Source organism: Duganella sp. CF517, from assembly GCF_900110275.1.
Lineage (GTDB): Bacteria > Pseudomonadota > Gammaproteobacteria > Burkholderiales > Burkholderiaceae_D > Rugamonas.
Map to the genome: position 1 here is coordinate 1 of NZ_FODC01000005.1, position 25299 is coordinate 25299.

General features: G+C 66.1%; 25 protein-coding genes. 21 read left to right on the forward strand and 4 right to left on the reverse strand.

What is annotated here, in order from left to right; all coding sequences use genetic code 11:
- A partial coding sequence (locus tag BMX85_RS19355) for a hypothetical protein (RefSeq protein ID WP_143068034.1) occupies window positions 1–215 on the reverse strand: 215 nt, incomplete at its 3' end.
- Between the two features lie 130 nt (window positions 216–345).
- A complete protein-coding gene (gene greB, locus BMX85_RS19360; protein WP_090322276.1) occupies window positions 346–912 on the reverse strand; it encodes a transcription elongation factor GreB in 567 nt (188 codons plus the stop codon).
- 120 nt (window positions 913–1032) lie between these two features.
- On the opposite strand from greB, the gene BMX85_RS19365 reads away from it, so the two are divergent.
- The 12 genes from BMX85_RS19365 (at window position 1033) to BMX85_RS19420 (ending at window position 13982) form a co-directional block, all read left to right on the forward strand.
- Window positions 1033–1593, forward strand: coding sequence for a hypothetical protein (locus tag BMX85_RS19365; protein ID WP_090322282.1), 561 nt, complete (start codon window positions 1033–1035; stop codon window positions 1591–1593).
- A 31-nt stretch (window positions 1594–1624) separates the two neighbouring features.
- Window positions 1625–2731, forward strand: coding sequence for a sensor histidine kinase (locus tag BMX85_RS19370; RefSeq protein ID WP_090322285.1), 1107 nt, complete (start codon window positions 1625–1627; stop codon window positions 2729–2731).
- Window positions 2732–2856: 125 nt separating this feature from the next.
- The gene (locus BMX85_RS19375; protein ID WP_090322288.1) at window positions 2857–3504 is read left to right on the forward strand and encodes a response regulator; all 648 of its coding nucleotides are present in this window, start codon (window positions 2857–2859) and stop codon (window positions 3502–3504) included.
- Between the two features lie 200 nt (window positions 3505–3704).
- Window positions 3705–5297, forward strand: a complete 1593-nt coding sequence (locus BMX85_RS19380; RefSeq protein ID WP_090322293.1) for a GGDEF domain-containing protein — start codon at window positions 3705–3707, stop codon at window positions 5295–5297.
- 329 nt (window positions 5298–5626) lie between these two features.
- On the forward strand, window positions 5627–7225 hold the full coding sequence (locus tag BMX85_RS19385) for a flagellin N-terminal helical domain-containing protein (protein WP_090322303.1): 1599 nt from the start codon (window positions 5627–5629) through the stop codon (window positions 7223–7225).
- Between the two features lie 90 nt (window positions 7226–7315).
- Window positions 7316–7702 (forward strand): flagellar protein FlaG, encoded by a 387-nt coding sequence (locus tag BMX85_RS19390; protein ID WP_090322308.1) that lies wholly within the window; start codon window positions 7316–7318, stop codon window positions 7700–7702.
- A gap of 221 nt (window positions 7703–7923) precedes the next feature.
- Entirely contained in the window at window positions 7924–10611 is a 2688-nt protein-coding gene (gene fliD / locus BMX85_RS19395) for a flagellar filament capping protein FliD (protein ID WP_090322313.1), read from the forward strand.
- A 27-nt stretch (window positions 10612–10638) separates the two neighbouring features.
- Complete coding sequence (gene fliS, locus BMX85_RS19400) at window positions 10639–11073, forward strand: flagellar export chaperone FliS (RefSeq protein ID WP_090322319.1); 435 nt, start codon at window positions 10639–10641, stop codon at window positions 11071–11073.
- Window positions 11074–11076: 3 nt separating this feature from the next.
- On the forward strand, window positions 11077–11406 hold the full coding sequence (locus BMX85_RS19405; RefSeq protein ID WP_090322322.1) for a flagellar protein FliT: 330 nt from the start codon (window positions 11077–11079) through the stop codon (window positions 11404–11406).
- A 14-nt stretch (window positions 11407–11420) separates the two neighbouring features.
- A complete protein-coding gene (locus BMX85_RS19410; RefSeq protein ID WP_090322326.1) occupies window positions 11421–12890 on the forward strand; it encodes a flagellar hook-length control protein FliK in 1470 nt (489 codons plus the stop codon).
- Window positions 12880–13212: an EscU/YscU/HrcU family type III secretion system export apparatus switch protein gene (locus tag BMX85_RS19415; protein ID WP_090323779.1), complete on the forward strand. Its 333-nt coding sequence runs from the start codon at window positions 12880–12882 to the stop codon at window positions 13210–13212. The genes BMX85_RS19410 and BMX85_RS19415 overlap by 11 nt, the downstream gene beginning before the upstream one ends.
- A gap of 11 nt (window positions 13213–13223) precedes the next feature.
- Window positions 13224–13982: a flagellar brake protein gene (locus BMX85_RS19420; RefSeq protein WP_090322329.1), complete on the forward strand. Its 759-nt coding sequence runs from the start codon at window positions 13224–13226 to the stop codon at window positions 13980–13982.
- Window positions 13983–13993: 11 nt separating this feature from the next.
- Here the strand turns inward: BMX85_RS19420 and BMX85_RS19425 are convergent, their stop codons facing one another.
- Complete coding sequence (locus BMX85_RS19425) at window positions 13994–14947, reverse strand: GlxA family transcriptional regulator (RefSeq protein WP_090322333.1); 954 nt, start codon at window positions 14945–14947, stop codon at window positions 13994–13996.
- A 98-nt stretch (window positions 14948–15045) separates the two neighbouring features.
- Between BMX85_RS19425 and BMX85_RS19430 the strand changes: the two genes are divergently transcribed.
- Window positions 15046–15672: a cysteine hydrolase family protein gene (locus tag BMX85_RS19430; RefSeq protein WP_090322335.1), complete on the forward strand. Its 627-nt coding sequence runs from the start codon at window positions 15046–15048 to the stop codon at window positions 15670–15672.
- 160 nt (window positions 15673–15832) lie between these two features.
- On the opposite strand, the gene fliE is transcribed toward BMX85_RS19430, so the two are convergent.
- The gene (gene fliE / locus BMX85_RS19435) at window positions 15833–16177 is read right to left on the reverse strand and encodes a flagellar hook-basal body complex protein FliE (protein ID WP_090322339.1); all 345 of its coding nucleotides are present in this window, start codon (window positions 16175–16177) and stop codon (window positions 15833–15835) included.
- 235 nt (window positions 16178–16412) lie between these two features.
- Between fliE and fliF the strand changes: the two genes are divergently transcribed.
- The 8 genes from fliF (at window position 16413) to fliM (ending at window position 25255) form a co-directional block, all read left to right on the forward strand.
- Entirely contained in the window at window positions 16413–18161 is a 1749-nt protein-coding gene (gene fliF, locus BMX85_RS19440; RefSeq protein ID WP_090322343.1) for a flagellar basal-body MS-ring/collar protein FliF, read from the forward strand.
- Window positions 18154–19152, forward strand: coding sequence for a flagellar motor switch protein FliG (fliG, locus tag BMX85_RS19445; RefSeq protein ID WP_090322347.1), 999 nt, complete (start codon window positions 18154–18156; stop codon window positions 19150–19152). The genes fliF and fliG overlap by 8 nt, the downstream gene beginning before the upstream one ends.
- Entirely contained in the window at window positions 19145–19900 is a 756-nt protein-coding gene (locus BMX85_RS19450) for a flagellar assembly protein FliH (protein ID WP_090322351.1), read from the forward strand. The genes fliG and BMX85_RS19450 overlap by 8 nt, the downstream gene beginning before the upstream one ends.
- Window position 19901: 1 nt before the next feature.
- Window positions 19902–21344, forward strand: a complete 1443-nt coding sequence (gene fliI / locus BMX85_RS19455; protein WP_090322355.1) for a flagellar protein export ATPase FliI — start codon at window positions 19902–19904, stop codon at window positions 21342–21344.
- A 36-nt stretch (window positions 21345–21380) separates the two neighbouring features.
- Window positions 21381–21821: a flagellar export protein FliJ gene (gene fliJ / locus BMX85_RS19460; protein WP_090322363.1), complete on the forward strand. Its 441-nt coding sequence runs from the start codon at window positions 21381–21383 to the stop codon at window positions 21819–21821.
- Between the two features lie 36 nt (window positions 21822–21857).
- A complete protein-coding gene (locus BMX85_RS19465; RefSeq protein ID WP_090322368.1) occupies window positions 21858–23516 on the forward strand; it encodes a flagellar hook-length control protein FliK in 1659 nt (552 codons plus the stop codon).
- A gap of 214 nt (window positions 23517–23730) precedes the next feature.
- Entirely contained in the window at window positions 23731–24246 is a 516-nt protein-coding gene (gene fliL / locus BMX85_RS19470; RefSeq protein WP_090322373.1) for a flagellar basal body-associated protein FliL, read from the forward strand.
- A gap of 28 nt (window positions 24247–24274) precedes the next feature.
- Window positions 24275–25255: a flagellar motor switch protein FliM gene (gene fliM, locus BMX85_RS19475; protein WP_090322379.1), complete on the forward strand. Its 981-nt coding sequence runs from the start codon at window positions 24275–24277 to the stop codon at window positions 25253–25255.
- Window positions 25256–25299 lie beyond the last annotated feature (44 nt).

A 25299-nucleotide genomic window follows, 5' to 3' on the forward strand; every position in this document is an offset into this window, starting at 1 on the left:
GCCGGCTTGCCCAGCAGGGGCGCCAGTTCGATAAACGCGTCGGTCGACAGCGCGATGATGTCGCGATGTCCGATCGCTTGCAGCCCCTCGTCGGCGGCAAAGGCTTCGACCATCAAGGCGGGGGCTTCGTCGCCTAGACTGAGCGCGTACAGCCGGGTGGCGCTGGTGAATTCCGCCAGCGCGCCAGTAATTTGTTCCAGAGTCGATGTTGCCATGCGGTCAACCTCAAGAAATCTCTGGCACGAAGTGTATAAGAAGTTAAGTTTTCTTGCCGCACGACCCCGCAACCGGGAAATCGACCCGCGCTATGCGGCCGGAATTCCCAGCGATTTCACAAACAGACAATTAGTCCGCCACGGGCGCCGGATAGCTGACCTCGAGGATGTCGAGCTCCTCGACCCCGTGCGGGGCCTGGAAGGTGATCAGATCGCCCTCGCGCGCCTTGGTCAGCGCGCGTGCCACCGGCGCCACCCAGCTGATCTTGCCGTTCAGCGGGTCGAGCTCGTCGATGCCGACGATGGTGATCGTGCGGGTCTCGTCGTGCTGGTTGCAGTAGGTGACGGTGGCGCCAAAGAAGATCTGGTCGCTGCCATGGTGCACGCTGGGGTCGACGATGGCCGCCGAATCCATGCGCTTGGTCAGGAAGCGGATGCGCCGGTCGATCTCGCGCAGGCGCCGCTTGCCATATATATAGTCGCCATTCTCGGAGCGGTCGCCGTTCGACGCCGCCCAGTGCACGATGCGCACCACCTCCGGGCGGTCGACGTCGATCAGTTGCAGCAGCTCATCCTTGATGCGCTGGTAGCCCGCCGGCGTGATGTAGTTCTTCGACCCGGCCGGGATGGCCAGCGCCAGCGCGGCGGCTTCCTCGTCGTCGTCCCCGTCCGATTCTTTGACAAATGCTTTATTCATGCGGGCCATTGTACCCCCTGTCACCCCCGGCACGCGCCGGCGCGCCGCACGCGAGACGACATTCCCCGCGCCGGCGGCGCTTTCACGTATCATGCTGTCAGAGGAACAACATAACCAACAATGAAACCCATCCGCCGATACGCACGCCGACTGTTCGCGCCGCTGGTGTATCTCGCCGCCGTGTTACTGCTGCTGGAAGACTGGCTCTGGACGGTCGGCGCGCGCCTGATGGCCAGGCTCACCGCATGGCCGCCGCTGCACCGGCTCGAGGCGTGGATCTGCCGCCTGGGGCCGTACGCCGCGCTGGTGCTGTTCGCGTTGCCGGCGGTGCTGCTGTTCCCGGTCAAGCTGCTGGCGTTGTGGGCGATGGGCAACGGCCATGCGCTGACCGGCCTGATCGTCATCGTCGTCGCCAAGGTCGTCGGCGCGGCCGCCGTGGCGCGGCTGTACCTGCTCACGCGGCCGGTGCTGCTGACCATCCTCTGGTTCGCCCGGCTGCTGGGCTGGTTCCTGGCCTTGAAACAGCGCTGGGTGGCCAGCCTGCGCGCCACCGCCGCCTGGCGCCGGGTCGACGCCGTCGCGGCCGGGGTGCGCCGCTGGCGCCGGGCGCTGCCCGTGCCCGCGCCCGGCAGCTGGACGGCGCGCTTTCGCCGCCTGTTAAAACGTTTCCGCGCGCGCTGACGCCTACCACACCATGATCGACGGCCTACCGATGAACCCACCTTCCGATAATTCCACCGGCGGCGCCGCGCTGGCGGCCGAGCTGGCCGAGGTGCGCGCCCGCTTCGACGCCATCGTCTCCAACACGCCCGGCCTGGTCTATCAGTTCGTGCTGCACGCCGACGGCGGCGTCTCCTTTCCTTACCTGAGCGACGGCTGCCTGGCCCTGCTCGGCGTGACGGCGCCCGAGCTGCACGCCGAGCCCGGCCGCTTCCTCGACCTGATCCTGCCCGACGACCGCCGCGCCTACCGCGAGGCGATGCAAGCATCGGCGTCGGCGATGTGGAGCTGGAACTGGGAAGGCCGCATCTGGGTCGACGCCTGGAAGGACGTCAAATGGATCAACCTGCGCGCCACGCCGCACCTGCTGCCCGGCGGCGACGTGCGCTGGGACGGCATGATGACCAACATCACCGAGAGCAAGCTGGAACAGATGGAGGTGCGCCAGTCGCGCGCCCGGCTGGCCGAGCTCAGCGCCCACACCGACCGCGTCAAGGAGCAGGAGCGCACCCGCATCGCCCGCGAAATCCACGATGAACTAGGCGGCAACCTGACCGCGATCAAGATGGCGCTGGCGATGCTGGCCGCCCGCCTCGACGACGCCGACCCGGCGCTGCGCGAAAAAACCGACTATGTCGACGCGCTGGTCGACCGCACCATCGACGCCGTCCACCGCATTTCGCTCGACCTGCGCCCCGCCCTGCTGGACCTGGGCCTGGTGGCGGCGCTGGAGTGGCAGGTCAAGGAATTCGAAAAGCAGGCCGGCGTGCCGAGCACCTTCTGCGCCAACCAGCGCGACATCGCGCTCGACAACGACCAGGCCACGGCGCTGTTCCGCATCGCCCAGGAGGCGCTGACCAACATCGCCAAGCACGCCAACGCCACCCGGGTGACGGTCAAGCTGGCGCGGTTGCGGCACCACGTCTCGCTCAAGATCAGCGACAACGGCCGCGGCATCGGCCAGGCCGACCGCGCCAAGGCGGCCTCGTTCGGCCTGCGCGGTATGGCCGAACGGGCCCGCGCGCTCGGCGGAACGTTAACGCTGAGCCACGCGGCCGGGGGCGGAACTGTTGTTGCCATCAAGATTAAGCAAGATTAAGCACCATCGCGCGCGCGAAAACGCTCATCGCGGCGGCGGCCGGCACTACAATAGCTGGAGTAAAAATTACCATTGTGAAATAATGTCACGGCGGATATCCGGAAAGCGTTAGAGAAAAATAACAAATGACAGAAAAAGCCATCATCAAGGTCTTCATCGCCGACGACCACGCCATCGTGCGGGAGGGCTTGAAACAAATCCTGGCCGAGACGCGCGACATCGTCGTCGCCGGCGAGGCCGAGAACGGCCTCGACGCGGTCAAGCTGTTCCGCAAGTCGGAATGCCAGGTGATGCTGCTCGACATTTCGATGCCCGACCGCAGCGGCATCGAGGTGCTCAAACAGATCAAGAAAGAAAAGCCCGAGCTGGCGGTGCTGATGCTGTCGATGCACCGCGAGGATCAGTACGCGATCCGCTCGCTCAAGGCCGGCGCCTCCGGCTACCTGACCAAGCAGAGCGCGCCGCGCGAGCTGGTGACGGCGATCCGCCAGGTGGCCGGCGGCCTCAAATACATCAGCCCGGCGCTGGCGCAGGAACTGGCCAACCACGTCGGCGAGGACCACGAGGCGCCGCCCCACGACACGCTGTCGGACCGCGAATACCAGACGCTGACGATGATCGCCTCCGGCAAGACGGTGGGCATGATCGCCAAGGAACTGTCGCTGTCGGTCAAGACCGTGAGCGAGTACCGCGCGCGCCTGCTGGTCAAGATGAAACTGAAAAACAGCGCCGAATTGACGCACTATGCGATCAAAAACCAACTGATCGAGTAATCGGGCGCGGGCGTCGCGGCGGCGCGGGTAAGATGGCGGGTGATCCATCGTCGGCGCCCGTCCGACATGGTTGACTGATTACACATATCTAATGCCGTGATGAAAGGCATCTTCCGCCCCCTGCTCCGGGCATTGCCTATCGTGACACGGACTTATCATTGGTGTAATCAGAAAACCTTTTAAAAGGCCGCGTGTCATCTATGTCCAAACCATCCACTCCCGAGCAGAATCCGGCCGATATCGCGCGCGAGGCGTTCAAGCGCCTGGCCGTGCGGCGCATCGCGCCGACGCCGGAAGCGTACCGGGATATTTATAACGAGATCGCCGGCATCACCGAGCCGGCCGCCGCCGCCGCGCCGGCGGCCCCGGCGCCGCTGGGCAGCGTCGATCCCGGCCCGGAATCGGTGCTCAGCCAGTTCGCCACCCGCCTGGCCGAAAACACCGGCGACCTGGCCGACTTCGGGCGCCGCTTCAACCGCGCCGTCAAAACGCGCGACTGGGAAGGCTACGCCAAGACGCTGTCGCAGCTGGTCGAGCGCCACTTCGTCGCCAGGAAGGGCATCGAGATCGCCGGCGCCGACGCCGACAACGAGCAAAGCCGCGTGCTGCGCGACCTGCTGAGCCGCACGCTGACGTTCGCCGTCGCCTCGCTGCTGAGCGGCGCGCCGGTGCTGGTGGCCGAGGCCGAATCGTTGGGCGCGGCCACCAAGCTGGCCCACAGCGAAGAGGCGCTGGCCGAGATCGGCCTGCGGCTGAAACAATTGTGCTTCCAGATCGAACTGCGCGGCGGCGACAGCGGCGAACAGCAGGAATTGCTGCTGCGCCTGTTCAAACTGCTGCTCGAGAACGTCAGCGAGCTGCTCGACGACGACAGCTGGCTGCGCGGCCAGATCGAATCGGTGCAAAACCTGATCGCCGGCCCGCTCGACGTGCGCGCGCTGGAGGAAGCCACGCGCAGCCTCAAGGAAGTGATCTATAAGCAGGGCCAGCTCAAGCACAGCCTGTCGGACGTCAAGCTCACCGTCAAGAACATGATGATGACCTTTATCGACCGCCTCAGCCAGGTCGCCGCCTCGACCGGCGACTTCCACGAGAAAATCGGCGGCTACTCGGAAAAGATCAGCAAGGCCGACAATATCTCCGAGCTCAACACCATTCTCGACGAGGTGCTCAAGGAAACCCGCTTGGTGCAGAGCGAAGCGCTCAAGGCGCGCGACAAGATGGTGTTGGCGCGCCAGGAGGTGCAGGACGCCGAATCGCGCATTCACGCGCTCGAGGCCAAGCTGCAGCATTTGAGCGAGCTGGTGCGCGAAGACCAGCTGACCGGCAGCCTCAACCGCCGGGGCCTGGACGACGTCTTCGAGCGCGAGACCGCCCGCGCCGACCGCCGCGGCACGCCGCTGTGCATCGCCATCCTCGACCTCGACGATTTTAAAAAGCTCAACGACACCTACGGCCACATCGCCGGCGACGCGGCGTTGAAGCACCTGGTCAAGATCGTCAAGGACACCTTGCGCTCGATGGACGTGATCGCCCGCTTCGGCGGCGAGGAATTCCTGATCCTGATGCCGGAAACCTCGGTCGAGGCGGCCGCCACCACGATGACGCGCCTGCAGCGCGAGCTGACCAAGCATTTCTTCCTGCACGATAACGAGAAGGTCTTGATCACGTTCTCGGCCGGAGTGGCGTTGCGCCGCCCCAACGAGGAGCAAACCGAACTGGTCAAGCGGGCCGACAAAGCGATGTACACTGCCAAGCAGACCGGGAAGAACCGGGTGGTGACCGCCGAATAGCGTCGACCTGTGGTCGATTCGACCACGAAAGCGCGGCGGCGCCCCCTCGAAACCCCTGCAACCCGGCCTTCGCCGGGTTTTTTTTCATCGAAAACAGCGTGAAAAATAATTATTTTGGCCCTAAAGATTCGCGTTTCGCGGTCGTTTAAGCGGGCACCCGGGACCAGCTCGACGGTGGAAAGCGACGATTTCCTGCTGTTGCCCACCCTAAAGCTTCCCGCAGGGCAACCGTTAATCATTACAACAGCGGTTTGATTGTCTCGGAACGGGGAGACAGACCAAAGTGAAATGAGCACCTAGCCCAAATCGAAGTAATCTGGAGAATCATCATGGCACAAGTCATCAATAGCAACATCGCATCGCTGAACTCGCAACGTAACCTGAGCAGCTCGCAAGCTTCCCTGTCGACCTCGTTGCAGCGTCTGTCCTCCGGCCTGCGCATCAACAGCGCCAAGGACGATGCCGCCGGTCTGGCCATTTCCGAGCGCTTCACGTCGCAGATTCGCGGTAACCAAACGGCTGCGCGCAACGCCAACGACGGTATCTCGCTGGCTCAAACGGCCGAGGGTGGCTTGAGCACTGCTGGCGATCTGCTGCAACGTATCCGCGAACTGGCTGTCCAGTCCGCCAACGGCACCAACTCCGATTCGGACCGTTCGTCGATTCAAAACGAGGTATCGGCCCTGTCGCAAGAGCTGGACCGCGTCGCCAACACCACCCAGTTCAACGGCCAAAACGTGCTGGACGGCTCGCTGACCTCGGCCCAGTTCCAGGTCGGCGCCAACTCCGGCCAGACCATCAACGTCGGCGTCGGCTCGGCCAAGGCAACCGATCTGGGCAACAACGCACTCAAATCGGCCACCGGCGGCACCCTGACCACCTCGCTGTCGCAAGCGGCATCGAACGTTGACGGCACCAACAACATCGCCGCCAGCGAAACGTTGACCATCACCTCCGGCAAGGGCGTCTCCACCGACGTCGTGGTCAACGGCCCGAACGCCGGTGCCACGCCGCCGAAACTGCAGGCCGACAGCGCCGCCAAGATCGCCTCGAACATCAACGCCCAGAGTGGCACGACCGGCGTCACGGCCAAGGCGTCGACCAGCGCGACCATCACCGGCATCACCGACGGCGCGGTGCAGTTCGAACTGCGCGGCGCCAACTCGGTGGCCAACGACTCGACCTCGAAGGCGGTCACCATCTCCGCCAAAGTGGTCGGCGGCGACCTGTCGGCACTGGCCCAAGCCATCAATTCGCAAAGCGGCACCACCGCCGTCACCGCGTCGATTAAAAAGGATGGCGCAGGCGTCGCCTCTCTGGTACTGAGCAACTCCAACGGCGATGATATCAACCTGAAGAACAAGCTGGCGGACACCGCCACCGGTCTGGGCGCCGCCTCGATCGCCGGCGCGGCCACGCCGGCCAACGGCACCGCCGCAGCCGTGCCAGCCGCCACCCAAACCATCCCGCAAGGCGACGCCACCGGCACCAACGCTTCGGTGGTCGTGGGCGGCAAGCTCGACTTCTCGTCGGACTCGGGCTTCTCGATCAAATCGACCGGCAACGCGATCCTCGGCGGCACCGCCGGCGACTCGTTCGGTTCGGATCTGCAATCGGTCGCCAAGCTGGACGTGAGCACCGTCGAAGGCTCGAACGCGGCACTGAAGACCATCGACTCGGCGCTGAACCAGATCAACAGCAACCGCGCCGCGCTCGGTGCGATCCAGAACCGTTTCGCGTCGACCATCGCCAACCTGAACACGACGACGGAAAACCTGTCCGCTTCGCGTAGCCGGATTCAAGATACCGACTTCGCCGCGGAAACGGCAACCCTGACCCGTGGCCAGATCCTGCAACAAGCCGGTACCGCGATGCTGGCGCAGGCGAACTCGCTGCCGAACGGCGTGCTGTCGCTGCTGCGTGGTTAAGATCCGGGGATGGGTTGACGTCGTACCGTCTCTCTGACCAGGTTCCCCGGCTGATTTTGTCAGCCGGGGATTTTTCGTAAAGGAAACATCATGACTATCGATACCATAGGCTCGGCCACACCGGCCCGCCAGGCCGATCGCGCCCCCGCCAGCGGCGACGTGGCGGCGTTGCCGGGCGCCCCGCGCGCGCCGGCCAGCGCGGTCGACACGGCGGCGGCCGTCAAGGGGCCGTCCACCGTGCCGAACGCCGAGCAGCTCAAGGAAGCCGTATCGCAGCTCAACAAGGCGTCCCAGGACAAGTCGCAGGGCCTGGAGTTTTCCATCGACAATGACAGCAAGCGCACCGTCGTCAAGGTGATCGACCAGACCACCAAGGAAGTGCTGCGCCAGATTCCGACCCCGGAAGCGCTGGAAATCGCCAAAGCGCTGGAATCGAAATCCAGCACCGCCGGCCTGCTGATCCAGCAGACCGCATGAAGCGGCCGCGCCATGGGCGCGCCGCTTTTTTTCTTTTCGGGCATGCTTTTCTGAGGCAATGCCCAGCATTCCCCATCGCGCCAACCTGGTTGGCGCCCGCCGACGCGGCAGCGCCGCCTGTTTTTTCCGCTTTGCCCGAACAGGCCGGTAATCTCCCCTCTCAAGTCCGGTTTGATTCTGCCGATATTGTCTTATATTATTGCTTTACTTAGGAGCGCATTGTGGCCATCTCATCACCAGGCATCGGCTCGAACCTTCCGGTCAACGACATCATCAGCAAGCTGATGGTGGCGGAGTCGGCGCCGCTGGCGCAGTTCGACAAGAAGTCCGCCAGCTATCTGGCGCAGGTGTCGGCGTTCGGCAACCTGTCGAGCGCGCTGGGCGCGTTCCAGTCGTCGCTGTCGAGCCTGACGTCGCTGAGCGGCTTCCAGACCATGTCGACGACGCCGGGCGACGCCTCGATTTTCACCGCCACCGCCACCAGCAGCGCCAAACCGGGCAGCTACCGCGTCAACGTCACGCAGATCGCCCAGGCCCAGGTGCTGGCCTCGAACGGCTACAAATCGACCACGGCGGCCATCGGCCTGGGCGCCAAGACCACCATCAATTTCTCGCTCGGCGCCGTCAGCGGCGGCACCTTCGGCATCACCGGCGGCGCGCTCGGCGCCAGCCTGAGCACCGGCGGCCTGACGCCGGGCGCGCTGAGCATCAACGGCACGGCCATCGCCACCGACGGCACCACGCGCAGCGCGCGCCTGCTGGCCGACGCCATCAACGCCAAGAGCACCACCACCGGCGTGTCGGCCAAGGCGGCGGCCACCGTCACCAGCGCCACCTTGTTCGGCGCCGCCGGCGCCTCGAGCTTCGGCCAGGTCGACACCAGCGGCGGCGGCAGCTATTCGCTGTCCGTGGGCGGCGTGGAAATCGCCATGCAAGCGACCGGCGTGGCCGGCGGCGCCGGCGTGACGGCGGCCTCGATCGACGCCGCCCTGACCGGCAACACGGCCACCGCGCGCGCGCTGGCCGACGCCAACATCACCTTCACCGGCAGCGCCGCCGACGGCACTTTGCAATTCACCAACGCCGACGGCAGCAACATCGCCATCGCCGAAGCCGTCTCCGGCACGGTCACGGGCGGCATCGGCAACAACGGCGCGCCCAATATCGGTTCGAGCACCACGGCCGTCGCGTCGATTTCGCTGGTGTCGGCCGACGGCAGCCCGATCAAGGTCGGCGGCACCAACCCGGCCGGCGCGGGCCTGGCCGAAGGCACCGGCGGCGCCTACCTGGGCGCCGACTTCGCGGCCGACGCCGACCGTACCAGCGGCAACATCGTCATCGACAGCACGAACAATACGCTGGAAGGCATCCGGGACGCCATCAACAAGGGCAATTTCGGCGTTACCGCCTCGATCGTCAAGGACGGTTCGACCGGCGCCAACGCCACCCCGAACCGCCTGATCCTGACGTCCACCAACAGCGGCCAAAGCTCGACGATGAAAATCACGCTGTCCGGCACCGGCGGCGACCCGGCCGATCCGGCGCTCGAGAGCCTGCTGGCCTACGATCCCAAGGGCGTGCAGAACCTGAGCCAGAAAGCGGCCGCCTCGGACACCAAGGCCACCGTCAACGGCATCGACGTCACCAGCTCCAGCCTGGGCATCTCGGGCGCGATCGAGGGCGTGACCATCAGCACGCTCAAGGTCGGCGCGTCGACCTTGACGGTGTCCAAGGACACCGGGGCGTTGACCAATTCCGTCAACGGCTTCGTCAAGGCGTACAACGAACTCAATACGCAGATGACCGCGCTGGGCGGCTACAACGCCGAGACCAAGACCGGCGGCCCGCTGCTCGGCGACACCACCTTGCGCAATCTACAATCGTCCATCCGCGCCCAGATGTCGAGCACCATCACCGGCCTGCAAGGGACCAGCCTGACGAACCTGTCGCAGATCGGCATCGCGTTCCAGAAGGACGGCACGCTGTCGCTGGACAGCTCCAAGCTGCAAAAGGCCATCGACAACAATTACAACGATATCGCCGGCTTGTTCGCGGCGGTCGGGCGCAGTACCGATCCGGAGGTGAAATTCGTCAGCTCCAGCGCCAAGACCAAGGCCGGCGATTACGCCGTCAATATCACGCAACTGGCCACCAAGGGCACGTTGCAAGGCAGCGCCGCGCTGCCGGCCGAGACCACGATCGACGCGGGCACCACCTGGACCATCACGCTCAACGACACCGTGCCGGCCAACCTGAACAACACGCAATCGGTGAGCATCCCGGCCGGCACCTACAATCCCAGCCAGTTGGCCACCATGCTGCAGTCGGCGATCAACGGCGTGAGCCAGTTCTCCACGGCCGGTGCCACCGTCGCGGCGACGATCGGCGATGACGGCAAGCTCAAGCTCGAATCGACGCGCTACGGTTCCAAGTCGAATATCACCGTCTCGAGCGACAGCGGCAGCCCGGTCTCGGCCGTGTTCGGCGCCGGCGCCCCGGTCAAGGGCGTCGACGTGGCCGGCACCATCGGCGGCTACTCCGCCACCGGTGACGGCCAGACCCTCACCGGCGCCCCCGGCGCCGATGTCGACGGGCTGAAACTGACGGTGGAGGGCGACCAGATCGGCTCGCGCGGCACCTTCGGCTTCTCGCAAGGCTACGCCTACCAGCTCAACTCGCTGGCGGCCGGCTATCTGGGCGCCCAGGGCGCGCTGACCAGCCGCACCACCGGCCTGAATAAAACCGTGGCCGACATCACCAAGCAACGCGACGCGTTCAGCGTGCGGCTGGTCGACATCGAGGCGCGCTACCGCAAGCAATATTCGGCGCTCGACACCATGATCGCCAGCATGAACACGACGACGTCGTTCTTGACCCAACAACTGGCCGCCCTGGCGGCCAACAATTAACACGAAGCCCTTCACAGGAGACGGAATATGTTCGGATCTCGACACACTGGCGTGCATGCCTATGCCAAGGTCGGCATGGAAACAGGCGTTGTGGCCGCCAGCCCCCACAAGCTGATCGTGATGCTGTTCGACGGCGCGCTCGTCGCGCTGAGCACGGCGTTGAACGGCATGCGCAGTGGCAATATCGCCGAGAAGGGCAAGTCGATCTCCAAGGCCATCATGATCATCGACAGCGGCCTGCGCGCCGCGCTCGACAAAAAGGCCGGCGGCGAGATCGCCGAGGGGCTCGACTCGCTGTACGAGTACATGAGCGGACGCCTGGTGACGGCCAACATCACCAACGAGCCGGCCATCCTGGAGGAAGTGCAGCGCCTGCTCATCGAACTGCGCGACGCCTGGAACGCCATCGCCGACACCCCCGCCGCCAGCGGCATCAAACAACCCAACCTCGCGAGCGCCTGATCCATGATGACCAGCCAAGAAATTTTATCCGTGTACGCCGCCATGGCCGCCCTGACCGAGCAGATGGTGCAGGCCGCCACCCGCAGCGACTGGGACATGCTGGTGCTGCTCGAGGAGCGCGTCGCCGCCCACGCCAAATCGCTGCGCGAGCAGGAGCCGGCGGCGCCGATGCGCGGCGCCGAGCGCGAACGCAAGATTGAACTGATACGCCAGATGCTCAACGCCGACCGCCGCATCCGCGACCTGACGATGCCGTGGATGGAGCAATTGTCCAAACTGATCAACTCGACGGGCACGGAACGGCGCGTGGTGAGCGCCTACGGCAGCGTTTAACGCAGGCCGGCGTCATGCTGCCGCGCTTTGACGCCGCCGTCATGCCCGTCCGCCCGGCCGACGGCCTCGGCGCCGGCGCGGCCGTCGGCGACGAGCGCCAGGCCGCGTTCCAGCGCGTGCTGCAGGGCATGGTCGGCAAGTCGGTGACGGCCGAGGTCATGTCGCGCTTCAACGACGGCAGCTCACTGGTCAAGGTGGCCGACAACGCGGTGCGCATGATGTTGCCGCCCGGCGTCAACGTCGGCGACCAGGTGCCGCTGACGGTGCTGACCGCCTCGCCCCGTCCGACCTTCCAGCTCGGCACCGGCACGCCCGGCGCCTCCCCCACCGTGGTCTACAGCGAGGGCGCGCCCGCCGATGGCGGCGAGGCCCTGTATTCGCCGTCGCCGCCAGCGGCCGGCCAACCCGGCACCGGCCGCGCGCCGGCCGCCGCCGTCCCCGGCCAGCCGGGCCAGGCTCAAGCTGACGCGGCCGACGCGGACGCCGTGCCCGGCCAGCTTCGCCCCGGCGTCCCGCCCGGCGCCCCCGCCGCGCAGGCCGCCACGCCGCCCGCCCTCGCGCGCCCCGGCGCCGACCCTGCCTCCGCCGCGCAGGGCAAACCCGGCGACGCCGCAGCGGCGGGACGGCCGTTGCCGGCCGGCGCGCAAGCGGCCGGCACGCCGTTGCCGGCCGACGCCGTCAAGCCGCACAGCCTGGCGGCCACGCTGCTGGGCAAGGCGCCCCTGACGCCGTCCAGCGAACTCCCCGAACTCGACCACACCACGCCGCAATCGACACTCAGCAACACCGCCCGCGCGCTGACCACCGTGCTGACGACGGCGCAGGGCGGCCAGGTGGCGCAACTGGCGCTGATCGGCAAGACCGCGCTGTTCGGCGGCGCGTTGCCGGACACCGACGCGCTGGCGCAAAAGCTGCAGGACACCATCTCCAAAAGCGGGCTGTTCTATGAATCGCATGTGACCGAATGGGTCAAGGGCGAGCGCACCTTGCCCGAGCTGATGCGCGAACCGCAGATGCAGCGCATGGCGCACGCCGGCGAGCAGGCGGCCGCGCGCGCGGCCGCCAACGGTCCCGACCTGTCCGCCGCACAGATGATCAACCAGCAACTGCACACGCACGAGCAGGGCCGGGTCCAGTGGCAGGGCGAGGCCTGGCCCGGCCAGCCGATGCAATGGGACGTGCGCCGCGAACAGCGCGAAAAAGGCCGGCAGGACGGCGGCGCCGGCGACGACACGCCGGAACAGATCTGGCGCAGCGGCGTGCGCTTCCGTTTCCCGCTCCTGGGCGAGGTGTCGGCCGCGGTCACCCTGGTCGGCGGCCAGGTCCACATCCAGGTGCAAACCGGCAGCGACGACAGCGCCGACACGCTGCGCCTGCACGCCGGCCGGCTGGAGCAGGCGATGGAGGCGGCCGGAGCGCCGCTGTCGTCGCTGCTGATCACGCGCGACAATGCCGGCGACGATGGAGGCGGCGATGGCCGATGACACCCCGCGCCGGCCGCTGCAGCAGGCGGTGGCCCTGGCCTATCAGGAAGGCGCGCCGGCGCCCAAGGTCGTGGCCAAGGGGCGCGGTCTGGTGGCCGAGCAGATCATCGGCGTCGCCAGGGAAGCCGGCGTGTTCATCCATGAGTCCAAGGAACTTGTGTCTTTACTCATGGATGTGGATTTGGATCAACAAATTCCGCCCACGCTCTATAGGACGATTGCGGAACTATTGGCGTGGCTATATCATATTGAATCAGCGCAAAAGTCCGGCTTGCCGCTTCCCGAGGCGCCGGACACCAGCCTCCCCCTCACCGAAATTTGACGCCGGCCCAGATGTATCCACACTTTCAGGATGTCGAATTGGAAAACTGGCATGACTATGAAATCGAGTCGCGCAAGGAGATCGTGTCCCTGCTGCGCGGCATCGGTGAGAAGAACCAGCTGATCCGCATGCTGATCCAGGGCGAATCCGACGTCTGCGTCACCTCCATCCTCGAGGTCGACGACCAGCTCGACACGGTTGTGCTCGACAGCTCGATCGACCCGGAACAGAACAAGCGCATCCTGGCCGCGCAGGGGCTGTCGTTTGAAACCACGCTCGACAAGGTGCGCATCCTGTTCGCGGCCGAACGGGTCGAGGCCACCGTTTTCGAAGGCAATCCGGCCTTTAAAATCACCGTGCCGCCGACCCTGATCCGCCTGCAACGGCGCGAGTATTACCGCATCGCCACGCCGGTGACCAATCCGGTGCGCGTGGTCGTCACGCTGCCGGACGAACTGGGCGGCATCACCACCTTCCCGCTGGCCGACATCAGCTGCGGCGGCATCGCCATCCTGGACAACAAGATGATCCTGGGCGACGCCATCGGCAGGGAATACCCGAACTGCCGCATCGACCTGCCGGAGATCGGCCAAGTGACCACCGCGCTGCAGGTGCGCAACTCGCTCGACCTGACCCTGCTCAACAACAAGACCAACCGCCGCCTTGGCTGCGAGTTCGTCGACATCCAGCGCAGCACGCTGGCCTATGTGCAGCGCTACATCACCAAACTCGAACGCGAACGCAACGCCCGCATCGCCGGCATGATGTAAGCGGCGCCGGGTCAGCGGCGGTACGCCCCGCGGTAGGCCGACGGCGACGTCTGCAACACGGTGCGGAAATACTGCCGCAACGACAACGCCGAACCGAACCCCGCCTGCTGCGCCACCACCTCGATCGACGCGTCGCCGCTTTCGAGCATCCATTGTGCATGCGCCAGCCGCTGGCCCAGCAGCCACTGCTTGAACGAGGTGCCGGTGGCCTGGCGGAAGTGGCGCGTGAAATTGCGCCGGCTCATGGCCGCCCGTTCGGCCAGCGCGTCGATGCTGTGCGCTTGCGCCAGGCGCTGCGTGACCCATTCCAGCACCCCGGCGAAGCGGCCGTCGCTGCTCGACACCGGCAACGGCCGTTCGATGAACTGTGCCTGCCCGCCCTGCCGGTGCGGCGCGATCACCAGTTGCCGGGCCACCCGGTTGGCGGCGTCGGCGCCGCGCAGCTGGCGCAGCAGATGCAAGCAGCAATCGAGGCCGGCGGCGACACCGGCCGACGTCAGCACCTGCCCGGCGTCGACGTACAGCACGTCGGGATCGACGTCGATGCGCGGATGGCGCGCGGCCAGGGCGGTCGCGAATTGCCAGTGGGTGGTCGCGCTTTTGCCGTCCAGCAGGCCCGCCTCGGCCAGCGCAAACGCCCCCAGGCACAGCCCCACCACGCGGGCGCCGCGCGCGTGGGCGGCGCGCAAGGCGGCCAGCAGCGCGGGCGGCGCCGTCCGGCAATCGCTGTGCCACGACGGCATGATGACGATGTCGGCATCGTCGAGCGCGCGCAGGTCGTGGTCGGTGGCGATGGCGAAGCCGGCGGAAGTGCGCAGCGGCGTGCCGTCGGCCGCGCAGACGCGCACGTCGAAGCCGCCGTCCTGGCCGGCGTCGAACACCAGGCACGGCACCGAAAGGTGGAACGGCGTGATGCCGTCGTAGGCGATCACGGCGACGCGGATGGGGCGGTCGGAAGTAGGCATGGCCCGATTATACCGAAACGGCGCCTTCGGGCCACTGGCCGGGACCGGCGACTGGGCCGACAATGGACGCCGTCATCCACCACCCGAAGGAATCAGCCATGTCCAGCTCCCCGCGCCGCGCCCTGCTCGTCATCGACGTGCAAAACGAATACTTCACCGGCCAGTTGCCGATCGAATTCCCGCCAGTGTCGACCTCGCTGCCCAACATCACGCTGGCGATGGACAGCGCCGGCGCGGCGGGCATTCCGGTGATCACGGTGCAGCACGACGCGCCGGCCGAATCGCCGGTGTTCGCGCTCGGCTCGCCGGCATGGCGATTGCATCCGGACGTGGCCGGCCGCCACGCCGACCATCACATCCACAAGCAAGCGTCGAGCGTGTTCGCCGGCACCGGCCTGGCGCAATGGCTCAAAGACAAGCAGATCGACACCTTGACGATCGCCGGCTACATGACGCACAACTGCGACGCGGCAACGATCTACCACGCCGCGCACGACGGTTTGACGGTGGAGTTTCTGGCGGATGCGACCGGCTCGCTGCCCTACCGAAACGCGGCGGGCCAGGCCAGTGCGGAGGAGATACACCGCGTCTACAGCACGGTGTTCCATTCGAACTTCGCGGCGGTGACGAGTACCGCCGACTGGGTAAAAGCCGTGCAGGCAGGCCGGTCCATCGAGCGCGACAACATCTATCTCTCCAATCAACGCGCCCGAAACCCCCAATAACCCCGGGGTCAGTGCCGACATTCGGACACGGGCTGATCGGTAAACGCCCTTGTAAAGTCGAGCTCGTGTCCGAATGTCGGCACTGACCCCGCGGTAATGCTTGTAAAGTCGAGCTCGTGTCCGAATGTCGGCACTGACCCCGCGCGGTGAGGGTGCGCGGTTATACCTGCATATTCATGATCTCGTGATAAGACGAGACCAGCTTGTTGCGAACCTGGATTGTTGCCTGGAAGTTAATGCTGGCCTTTTGCATGGCGATCATCGTGTCCGACAGGCTGACGCTGTCGTCGCCCATGGCGAAGCGCTTGCCCATGTCGGCCGCTTGCACCTGGCTGGCGTTGACCGCCGCCAGCGATTTTTCCAGCGCGTCCGAAAACTGCGCCTTCGGCACCGCCGGCGCCTCGGTCTGGATCACCGGCGGCGTCAGGCTCGGGCGCGTGGCGTGCGCCTTCAACTGGGCGATCATGGCCTGGATCTGGCTGCTGTCGATGCCACCTGTCTTCATTTGATGCTCCTATCTGTTGCTGCCGCGAAACAAATTCCGCGACATGGCCGAGCCCGGCGTTACAATACGGAACGGCTCTATCAGTCCTGCCAGAATACCAAGCCCGGCACAACGGCACATGGACGAGCAAGACGGTAAAGGGCGCTCTATTCCAAGCATTAAATTTCCGGACGACAAGCAATAATCTGTTCTGCGCTCCCCCATCTCAGACCCAGTTACCCGGAACCCAACCATCATGGCCGCAGCCGAAGCAATCGACAACGACACAGCAGCCCCGCCAGCACCCGGCGACGACGGTGCGGAACGGCTGCCCTTTATCCGCACCCCGATGGGCCGCAACTTCATGCGCGCGGCCGCCGCCGCCGCGATCGTGGCGGTCTTGATCGGCCTGTACCTGTGGAACAAACCGCCCGATTACGGCGTGCTGTTCTCCAACTTCACCGACCGCGACGGCGGCGCCATCACGGCCGAGCTGGACAAACTGAACATCAAGCACAAGTTCTCGGAGAACGGCGGCGCCATCCTCGTGCCGACCGAGCAAGTCCACGACGCCCGCCTGAAACTGGCCGCGCAAGGCTTGCCCAAGGGCGGCAACGTCGGCTTCGAGCTGATGGAAAACCAGAAACTGGGCGTGTCGCAGTTCCTCGAACAAGTCAATTACCAGCGCGCCCTCGAAGGCGAGCTGGCGCGCTCGATCCAGTCGCTGGCCGCCGTCGAGAACGCCCGCGTCCACCTGGCGCTGCCGAAACCGTCCGTGTTCGTGCGCGACCAGCAAAAGCCGACCGCGTCGGTCCTGCTGACGTTGCACCCGAACCGCATGCTCGACCCGGCCCAGACCGCCGCGATCGTCCACCTGGTCGCCTCCAGCGTGCCGGAACTGATGCCGGCCAACGTCACCGTGGTCGACCAGGCCGGCAACCTGATCTCCGACCAGAACAAGAACGGCAACGGCGGCCTGAACGCCAAGAACATGGATGAAACCCAGCTCAAGTATGTCAAGGACATGCAGCTGCAAGTCATCAAGCAGGTCGAATCGATCATCGTGCCCATCGTCGGCGAGGGCAACGTGCGCGCCGAAGCCACCGCCGACGTCGACTTCTCCAAGATCGAGCAGGCCGCCGAGACCTACAAGCCGAACTCGCCGCCGGCGGCCTCGGCCATCCGCAGCCAGCAAAGCAGCGAGACCAGCGGCGACGCCAACGCCAATCCGGGCGGCATTCCGGGCGCGCTGTCGAACCAGCCGCCGGGCACCGCCACCGCCCCGCTCGACCAGGCCGTCGCCAACGGCCCCAACGCGCCGGCGCCGGGCACGCCGCCGGGCGGCGTCAACGCCAACGCGGCCGGTCCGAAACACAAGGAATCGACTACCAATTATGAAGTCGACAAGACCGTGCGCTACGAGACGCGCGGCATGGGCGGCCTGCGCCGCATGACGGTGGCCGTTGTGGTCAATTACAAACGCCTGGTCGACAAGGACGGCAAAGTCACCATTAAAGCCTATACTCCAGAGGAGATGGCCAAGATCAACGATCTGGTCAAGCAGGCGATGGGCTACAACCAGGACCGGGGCGACGCCGTCAGCGTGGCCAACTCGCCGTTCGACGGCGTCGACCGGCCGTTCGAGCCGGCGCTCGACTGGTGGCGCGATCCGGCCAACCTGCCGATGGCCAAGGACCTGGCCAAGTTCCTGATCACCGCGCTGATCCTGCTGTACATCGTGCTGCGCATCGTGCGTCCGATGATGCGTCCGGTCTTCAAGAAGATCGACGAGATCAACGCGCCGGAGCCGGAACCGGAAGAGCCGGAGGAAGTCGTCGAGGAAGGCCCCGACGAGGCCCTCATCGCCGAGGAAGAACTGCGCAAGATGGAAGAGAACACCGTCAAGACTTACCGCGAAAACCTGGCGATGGCGAAAAAACTCGCCGTCGAGGACCCACGCATCGTTGCCAACGTGATCAAGGAATGGATAGGCGCAAATGACTGAGAATACCGGACTCCAAAAAGCCGCCATCCTGATGCTGGCGATGGGCGAGAGCGAAGCGGCCGAAGTGATGAAGTACCTCGGCCCGCGCGAAGTGCTGAAACTCGGCGCGGCCATGGCGACCATGAAGAACGTGCCGCACGAGGAAGTGGTCGGCACGCTGGACAACTTCCGCGAGATGGTCGCGGCCGCCTCCACGGTCGGCCTCGATTCGGACGAGTACATCCGCCAGGTGCTGACCAAGGCGCTGGGCGACGACAAGGCCTCGGTGCTGCTGTCGCGCATTCTGGGCGGCAAGGACGCTTCCGGCATCGAATCGCTGAAGTGGATGGATTCGCAGTCCGTCGCCGAGCTGATCCGCAACGAGCACCCGCAGATCATCGCCACCATCCTGGTCCACCTGGAACGCGACCAGGCCTGCGAAATTTTGAGCCACTTTACCGACCGCCTGCGCAACGACGCCGTGCTGCGCATCGCCACCCTGGACGGCGTGCAGCCGGCCGCGCTGCGCGAACTGAACGACGTGCTGACCAAGCTGTTGTCCGGCAACGAGAACATCAAGAAATCGTCGCTGGGCGGCGTGCGCACGGCCGCCGAGATCCTCAACTTCATGAGCGGCGAGCAGGAAGGTTCGGTGATGGACAACATCAAGAACTACGACAACGACATGGCGCAGAAGATCATGGACGAGATGTTCGTGTTCGACAACCTGATCGACATCGACGACCGCGGCATCCAGTTGCTGCTGCGCGAAGTGCAGTCGGAAATGCTGATCATCGCGCTCAAGGGCGCGTCGCAGGAATTGCGCGACAAGATCTTCAAGAACATGTCGGCGCGCGCCAGCGAGATGATGCGCGAAGACCTGGAATCGAAAGGACCGGTGCGCCTGTCCGAAGTGGAAACCCAGCAGAAACAGATCCTGCAAATCGTCCGCCGCCTGGCCGACGAAGGCCAGATCGTGTTAGGCGGCAAAGGCGAGGATTCGTTTGTCTAATTTGCCCAAAGAGCAGCAAACCGCGTTCCAGCGCTGGGAGATGCGCTCGTTCGGCGACGAGCGCCCCAGCGTGGTGGCGCTGCGCGACGCCGAACAGCGCGAACGCGACGCCGAGCAGGCCAGGATCGACGCCGAGCAGCGCGTGCACGAGGCGCTGCTGGAGCAGCAGGAGCTGGTCGAGATCGGACCGCCGCTGCCGCCGCCGCTGGAATATCCGACCGTCGAAGAACTCGAACACATCCGCGAAGAGGCGCGCCAGTCCGGCTACGAGGAAGGCCACGCGGCCGGCCACGCCGACGCCCTCGCCGCCGGCGAAATCGCCACCAAGGAAGAACTGCAGCAGATGCGCGCGCTGGCCGACGGCTTCAGCGGCGCGCTGCGCGACGCCGACCAGCTAATCGCCAACGACGTGCTGGACCTGGCGCTGCAACTGGCCAAGGGCATGCTCAAGAACGCGTTGCAGGTCAAGCCGGAACTGGTGCTGCCGATCGTGCGCGACGCCATCGACTACCTGCCGGCGCTGCAACAGCCGGCGCAGTTGCACCTGCATCCGGACGACGCCGTCATCGTGCGCGCCGCCATCGGCGAGGAGCTCGACAAGGGCGGCTGGCGCGTGATCGAGGACGCCGCCGTCGGCCGCGGCGGCTGCAAGGTCGATACCGCCAGCAACCAGATCGACGCCACCGCCGCCGCGCGCTGGCAGCGCCTGAGCCACGCGCTGGGCAAAGAAGTCGATTGGCTGGACTGACATGAACGCCGCCCGCGACAAAAGCCCGAACGACGCGGCCGCCCCCGCCGCCAGCCCGGCCACGCATGCCGGCCGCTGGAAATCCTACCTGGGCGACTGCGGCGCGCTGGTCGGCTTCGTCGAACCGATGCAAATCTCCGGCCGCGTCACCCGCGTGGCCGGCCTGGTGATGGAGGCGGTCGGCCTGCGCCTGGCCGTCGGCGCCGCCTGCACCGTGCCGCTGCCGGGCGGCGGCAAGATCGAGGCCGAAGTGGTCGGCTTCGAAGGCGACCGCCTGTTCCTGATGCCGCAAAGCGATGTCGAAGGCGTGGTGCCGGGCACCCGCGTGTTCCCGGTCGAGCCGGCGATCCCGAAACCGGGCACCGTGGCCCATCCGCGCCGCCGCCCCAGCGACCGCGCGCGCCACCTGCCGGTCGGCCCGGAACTGCTGGGCCGCGTGCTCGACGGCGCCGGCCGCGTGCTCGACAACCTCGGCCCGCTCAACGCCTCCGACAGCGCGCCGATCAACACCCGCCCCGCCAACCCGCTGGGCCGCGCGCCCATCGTCGACACGCTCGACGTCGGCGTGCGCTCGATCAACGCCATGCTGACGGTGGGACGCGGCCAGCGCATGGGCCTGTTCGCCGGCTCCGGCGTCGGCAAGTCCGTGCTGCTGGGCATGATGGCGCGCTACACCGAGGCCGACGTCATCGTCGTCGGCCTGATCGGCGAACGCGGCCGCGAAGTAAAAGAATTCATCGAGCAGATCCTCGGCCCCGAGGGCCTGGCGCGCTCGGTGGTCGTGGCCGCGCCGGCCGACACGCCGCCGCTGATGCGCCTGCAAGGCGCGGCGTACGCCACCGCCATCGCCGAGCACTTCCGCGACAAGGGCCAGAACGTGCTGCTGATCATGGACTCGCTGACCCGCTACGCGATGGCGCAACGCGAGATCGCGCTGGCGATCGGCGAACCGCCGGCCACCAAGGGCTATCCGCCGTCGGTGTTCGCCAAGCTGCCGGTGCTGGTCGAACGCGCCGGCAACGGCGAAGTCGGCGGCGGCTCGATCACCGCCTTCTACACCGTGCTGACCGAGGGCGACGATCAACAGGACCCGATCGCCGACTCGGCGCGGGCGATTTTGGACGGCCACATCGTGCTCAACCGCCGCCTGGCCGAGTCGGGCCACTACCCGGCCATCGACATCGAACAATCGATCAGCCGCGCGATGCACTCGATCACCACGCACGAACACCAGCAGCGCGCCCGCCACCTGAAACAGTTGTTTTCGCGCTACGAGCGCAGCCGCGACCTGATCAGCGTCGGCGCCTACGCGCCCGGCACCGACCCGGTATTGGACCAGGCTATCGTGCTCCACGATCGGATAGAAAATTTCCTTCAGCAGCAGATCACCGAACGGGTCACCATGGACGAGAGTTTGGGCCAACTTACCTCTCTGTTCGACTGATGGACGCGGTGCGCCGCCCCCTATAATTGATTCACTATGGCATCCAAAGCGCAACTTGAAACATTGATCGACCTGGCCCGCCGGGAAACCGACGATGCGGCCAAGCGGCTCGGCGCGTCCCTCAAAGCGGTCGACGAGGCCACGCAAAAGCACCAGATGCTGGTTGGCTACCGCGACGAATACGTCAAACGTTTCGAGGAGGCGCAGGCGGCCGGCATCACGCCGATGGCCTACCGCAATTTCCAGGCATTCATGGAAAAGCTGGACGTGGCCGTCAAGGGCCAGCTGGAGATGATACGGCACGCCGAATACCGCGCCGACCAGGAAAAAGCCGCGTGGCAGACCGCCGAGCGCAAGCGCATGTCCTACTCGACCTTGAACGAGCGGGCGGACGCCGAGGCGCTTAAGCTGGAAAACAAGCGCGACCAGAAGCAGATGGACGAACACGCAGCACGACAGGCTTATTACAAGCGTTGACCCACACTAGTTGAACCCTACCGACACGGCGCGATCATGCAAACCACCAATCTCCAACTTCCGACGCTGAACGCCAACGCGGTCGCGGCACCGAAGGCCAATCTGAACCTGGGTGCCGGCGGCGACAACAACGCGTTCAAAAAGGCGCTGTCGCGCGAGATGGATCAACGCCAGGCCAACATGATCGCCAAGACGCCGGACCGCCCGGCGCCCGCGTCGCGCCCGTCGGCGCCCAAACAGACCGCGCCGGCCAAGCCGGCGCAGCCGCAGAACCAGCAAGCGGACGCCGCCGACAAAGCCGCCCAGCCGGCTAGCCGCGCCGACGCGATGGCAAGCGCCGCCGCGCCAGCCCCGGTCAAAACCAGCGCCGGCGACAGCGGCACCGACGGCGCCGGCGACAGCGCGACCAGCGACGCCCAGGCCGCCAAATCGGCCGACCCGGTGGCCGATATGCTGGCCCTGGTGGCCGCGTTCAATCAACCGCCCGCCCCGGCCGCCAGCGCCGGTACCGACGCCTCGGCCGCGATCGGCGGCAACAGCGGCGCCAGCGCCGCCGCCCTCGCCGCCGAAGCGGCCGCCGCCGCCGCCGAACTGGCCGCCGCCAAAGCCGGCGACGCGGCCATCGACGCCGACGGCCTGGCCGCAACGGCCGGCCCGGTCGACAGCGCCGACGCCGCCGCGCTCGACGACGCCGCGCTGCTGGCGGCGAAAGCCGGCGCCGGCGCCGATGCGGCCGCCGACTTCAAGGCCGCGCTGACCAGCGCCGGCGCCAACGCGCAAGCGGTGGCGGATGCGGCCGCGGCCGCTGCTGGCGCCAAGGCCGCCGCCGCTGCCGCCAGCGCCGCCGGCAAGCTGACGCCGGTACCTTCCAGCGCCTTGTCCAAACCGACGGCCACCACCGACGCCGATCCGGGCGCGGCCGGCCTGGACGACAAGGCCGGCGCCAGCGCCGTGTTGAAAGACACGGCCGCGACCAGCGCCGACGCCGACGCGGCCGCCACCGGCAAGGCCGCGCCGGCCGCCGACTTCCAGCAACAACTGACCCAGTCACAGCAAGCCCGGCAGCATCAATCCGACACTGCCCTGGCCGCCGCCGCGCCGCGCGCCGGCGCCGCCAACGCCGAGGCCCTGCCCGCGCTGATGGACACCGCCGCCGCCATCGCGCCGACGGCGCAAGCGGCGCTCGAGACGGCCAAGGCGGCCGTCGCCGCGCCGGCCGACAAGCTCACCAGCCGCGTCGGTACCCAGGCCTGGGACCAGCAACTGGGCCAGAAGGTGATCTTCATGGCCGCCGGCGGCGAACAGAGCGCCACCATGGAATTGAATCCGCCGGACCTGGGCCCGCTGCAGGTCGTGCTGAGCGTGAACAAGGACCAGGCCACCGCCGCCTTCAGTTCGGCGCAGCCGGAAGTGCGCCAGGCGCTCGAAGCGGCGCTGCCGAAGCTGCGCGAAATGATGAGCGAGGCCGGCATTCAGCTCGGCAGCGCGACGGTATCGGCCGGAATGTCGGACCAGAACAACGGTTTCAACCAGCAAGCCGCTTCGATGCAAAACGATAGTGGCAGCCAGCGCGGCGCCCGCGCCGGCGGCGGCGCTGTTGCCGGCCGTGGCGACGGCGACGATGGCGGCAACGCCGCGCGCGCCAGCGCCCCGGCGCGCCGCCTGCCGGCCGGCGCGGTCGACACCTTCGCCTAAGCGGCGGCGGACGGCGGCCGGCGCGCCGGGAACGGCGGCGCGGCCCTGCCGGTTTGTTGTCGGTTCAACTATGGAAGCGTCAAGCAGCCACTGGATCATGGTTCTTTTCGGCATTTCCAACCGCGCAGGCACAACCGATAATGACATAATGGTGAAATGATCCATTCGTCCCATACGGGCAAAGGCAAGGGTAATTTTGAAAGCGAATCCAAAAGTGAAAGCTGATCAGAAAGTCGAAGCGCCCGCGGGTGGCGGCAGCAAAAAGCTGATCATCATCATCGTCGCGGTGGTGCTGTTGCTCGGCGCGGCCGGCGGCGGCGCGGCCTGGTTCTTCATGCACGGCAAGGAAGACGCGCACGAGGAAGAAGACAAGCCGGTCAAGAAAAAATCGGCCAAGAAGGCCGGACCGTCCGAGTACATTCCGGTCGAGCCGTTCACCGTCAACCTGCAACCGGGCGAATCGGGCGTCAGCGACCAGTACCTGCAACTGGCGTTCACGCTGGAAGTGTCGAGCCTGGAAGAGGCGGACAACGTCAAGAAGAACATGGCCAAGGTGCGCAACCGCGTGCTGCTGCTGTTGTCGAGCAAAAAAGCCGCCGACATCAACACGCCCGAGGGCAAGGTCCAGCTGTCGAAGGAAATCACCGAGCAGTTGTCGGAACCGTTCGAACACCGCGGCGACAAGCAAGACATCATCGATGTGCTGTTCACGTCGTTTATCATCCAGTAAGCAGCAGTTGACAGGTAAGTAATCCACCATGGCCGATAATTTTCTCTCCCAGGAAGAAGTCGATGCCCTTCTGAAGGGCGTCAACGGCGACCAGGACGACGCCCAGCAGCAAGAGGACGTCGCCGGCGTACGGACCTACAACCTGGCCACGCAGGAACGCATCGTCCGTGGCCGGATGCCGACCTTGGAGATTATCAACGAGCGTTTCGCGCGCCTGCTGCGCGTGGGCCTGTTCAACTTCCTGCGCCGCAGCGCCGAGGTCTCGGTCGGTTCGGTGCGGGTCTCCAAGTACAGCGAATTCATCCGCAACCTAGTGGTGCCGACCAACCTCAATCTGGTGCACATGAAGCCGCTGCGCGGCACGGCGCTGATGGTGTTCGATCCGGGCCTGGTGTTCCTGCTGGTGGACAACCTGTTCGGCGGCGACGGCCGCTTCCACACGCGCGTCGAGGGGCGCGACTTCACCCAGACCGAGCAGCGCATCATCCTGCGCATCCTCGATATCGTGTTCGAGGCCTACACCAAGTCGTGGGAACCGGTCTATCCGGTCGAGTTCGAGTACATCCGCTCGGAGATGAACACCCAGTTCGCCAACATCGCCACGCCGAACGAGGTGGTGGTGGCGTCGACCTTCACGGTGGAGCTGGGATCGGTGTCCGGCCAGATCCACTTCTGCATGCCGTATTCGATGATCGAGCCGATCCGCGATTCGCTCACCTCCAGCCTGCAGGGCGAGGCGCTGGAAGTCGACAAGCGCTGGATCCGCCTGATGACGCAGCAAATCCAGATCGCCGAGGTCGAGGTGGTCGCCTCGCTGGGCACGGCCAAGGTCAATTTCGACGAGATCCTCAACATGCGGGTGGGCGACATCATCCCGCTGACGATCCCGGAAATGATCTCGGCCACCGTCGACGGCGTGCCGGTGATGGACTGCAGCTACGGCGTGATGAACGGACAATACGCGTTGAAGGTCGAGAAATTGCTCTCCAATGCAGAAAACCTTAAATAAGACCGGGGCGTTGGCCGCCGGTAACCGCAACACAGGAGAGAAAC

Bases quoted from the DNA above. Each gene is read 5' to 3' on its own strand.
- BMX85_RS19430 (WP_090322335.1), top strand. From the start codon at position 15,046: ATGTCCAGCTCCCCGCGCCGCGCCCTGCTCGTCATCGACGTGCAAAAC.
- fliS (WP_090322319.1), top strand. From the start codon at position 10,639: ATGTTCGGATCTCGACACACTGGCGTGCATGCCTATGCCAAGGTCGGC.
- BMX85_RS19385 (WP_090322303.1), top strand. From the start codon at position 5,627: ATGGCACAAGTCATCAATAGCAACATCGCATCGCTGAACTCGCAACGT.
- BMX85_RS19375 (WP_090322288.1), top strand. From the start codon at position 2,857: ATGACAGAAAAAGCCATCATCAAGGTCTTCATCGCCGACGACCACGCC.
- BMX85_RS19410 (WP_090322326.1), top strand. From the start codon at position 11,421: ATGCTGCCGCGCTTTGACGCCGCCGTCATGCCCGTCCGCCCGGCCGAC.
- BMX85_RS19415 (WP_090323779.1), top strand. From the start codon at position 12,880: ATGGCCGATGACACCCCGCGCCGGCCGCTGCAGCAGGCGGTGGCCCTG.
- BMX85_RS19465 (WP_090322368.1), top strand. From the start codon at position 21,858: ATGCAAACCACCAATCTCCAACTTCCGACGCTGAACGCCAACGCGGTC.
- fliJ (WP_090322363.1), top strand. From the start codon at position 21,381: ATGGCATCCAAAGCGCAACTTGAAACATTGATCGACCTGGCCCGCCGG.
- BMX85_RS19365 (WP_090322282.1), top strand. From the start codon at position 1,033: ATGAAACCCATCCGCCGATACGCACGCCGACTGTTCGCGCCGCTGGTG.
- BMX85_RS19425 (WP_090322333.1), bottom strand. From the start codon at position 14,947: ATGCCTACTTCCGACCGCCCCATCCGCGTCGCCGTGATCGCCTACGAC.
- BMX85_RS19370 (WP_090322285.1), top strand. From the start codon at position 1,625: ATGAACCCACCTTCCGATAATTCCACCGGCGGCGCCGCGCTGGCGGCC.
- fliF (WP_090322343.1), top strand. From the start codon at position 16,413: ATGGCCGCAGCCGAAGCAATCGACAACGACACAGCAGCCCCGCCAGCA.
- fliG (WP_090322347.1), top strand. From the start codon at position 18,154: ATGACTGAGAATACCGGACTCCAAAAAGCCGCCATCCTGATGCTGGCG.
- BMX85_RS19380 (WP_090322293.1), top strand. From the start codon at position 3,705: ATGTCCAAACCATCCACTCCCGAGCAGAATCCGGCCGATATCGCGCGC.
- greB (WP_090322276.1), bottom strand. From the start codon at position 912: ATGAATAAAGCATTTGTCAAAGAATCGGACGGGGACGACGACGAGGAA.
- fliE (WP_090322339.1), bottom strand. From the start codon at position 16,177: ATGAAGACAGGTGGCATCGACAGCAGCCAGATCCAGGCCATGATCGCC.
- BMX85_RS19390 (WP_090322308.1), top strand. From the start codon at position 7,316: ATGACTATCGATACCATAGGCTCGGCCACACCGGCCCGCCAGGCCGAT.
- BMX85_RS19420 (WP_090322329.1), top strand. From the start codon at position 13,224: ATGTATCCACACTTTCAGGATGTCGAATTGGAAAACTGGCATGACTAT.
- fliM (WP_090322379.1), top strand. From the start codon at position 24,275: ATGGCCGATAATTTTCTCTCCCAGGAAGAAGTCGATGCCCTTCTGAAG.
- fliI (WP_090322355.1), top strand. From the start codon at position 19,902: ATGAACGCCGCCCGCGACAAAAGCCCGAACGACGCGGCCGCCCCCGCC.
- BMX85_RS19405 (WP_090322322.1), top strand. From the start codon at position 11,077: ATGATGACCAGCCAAGAAATTTTATCCGTGTACGCCGCCATGGCCGCC.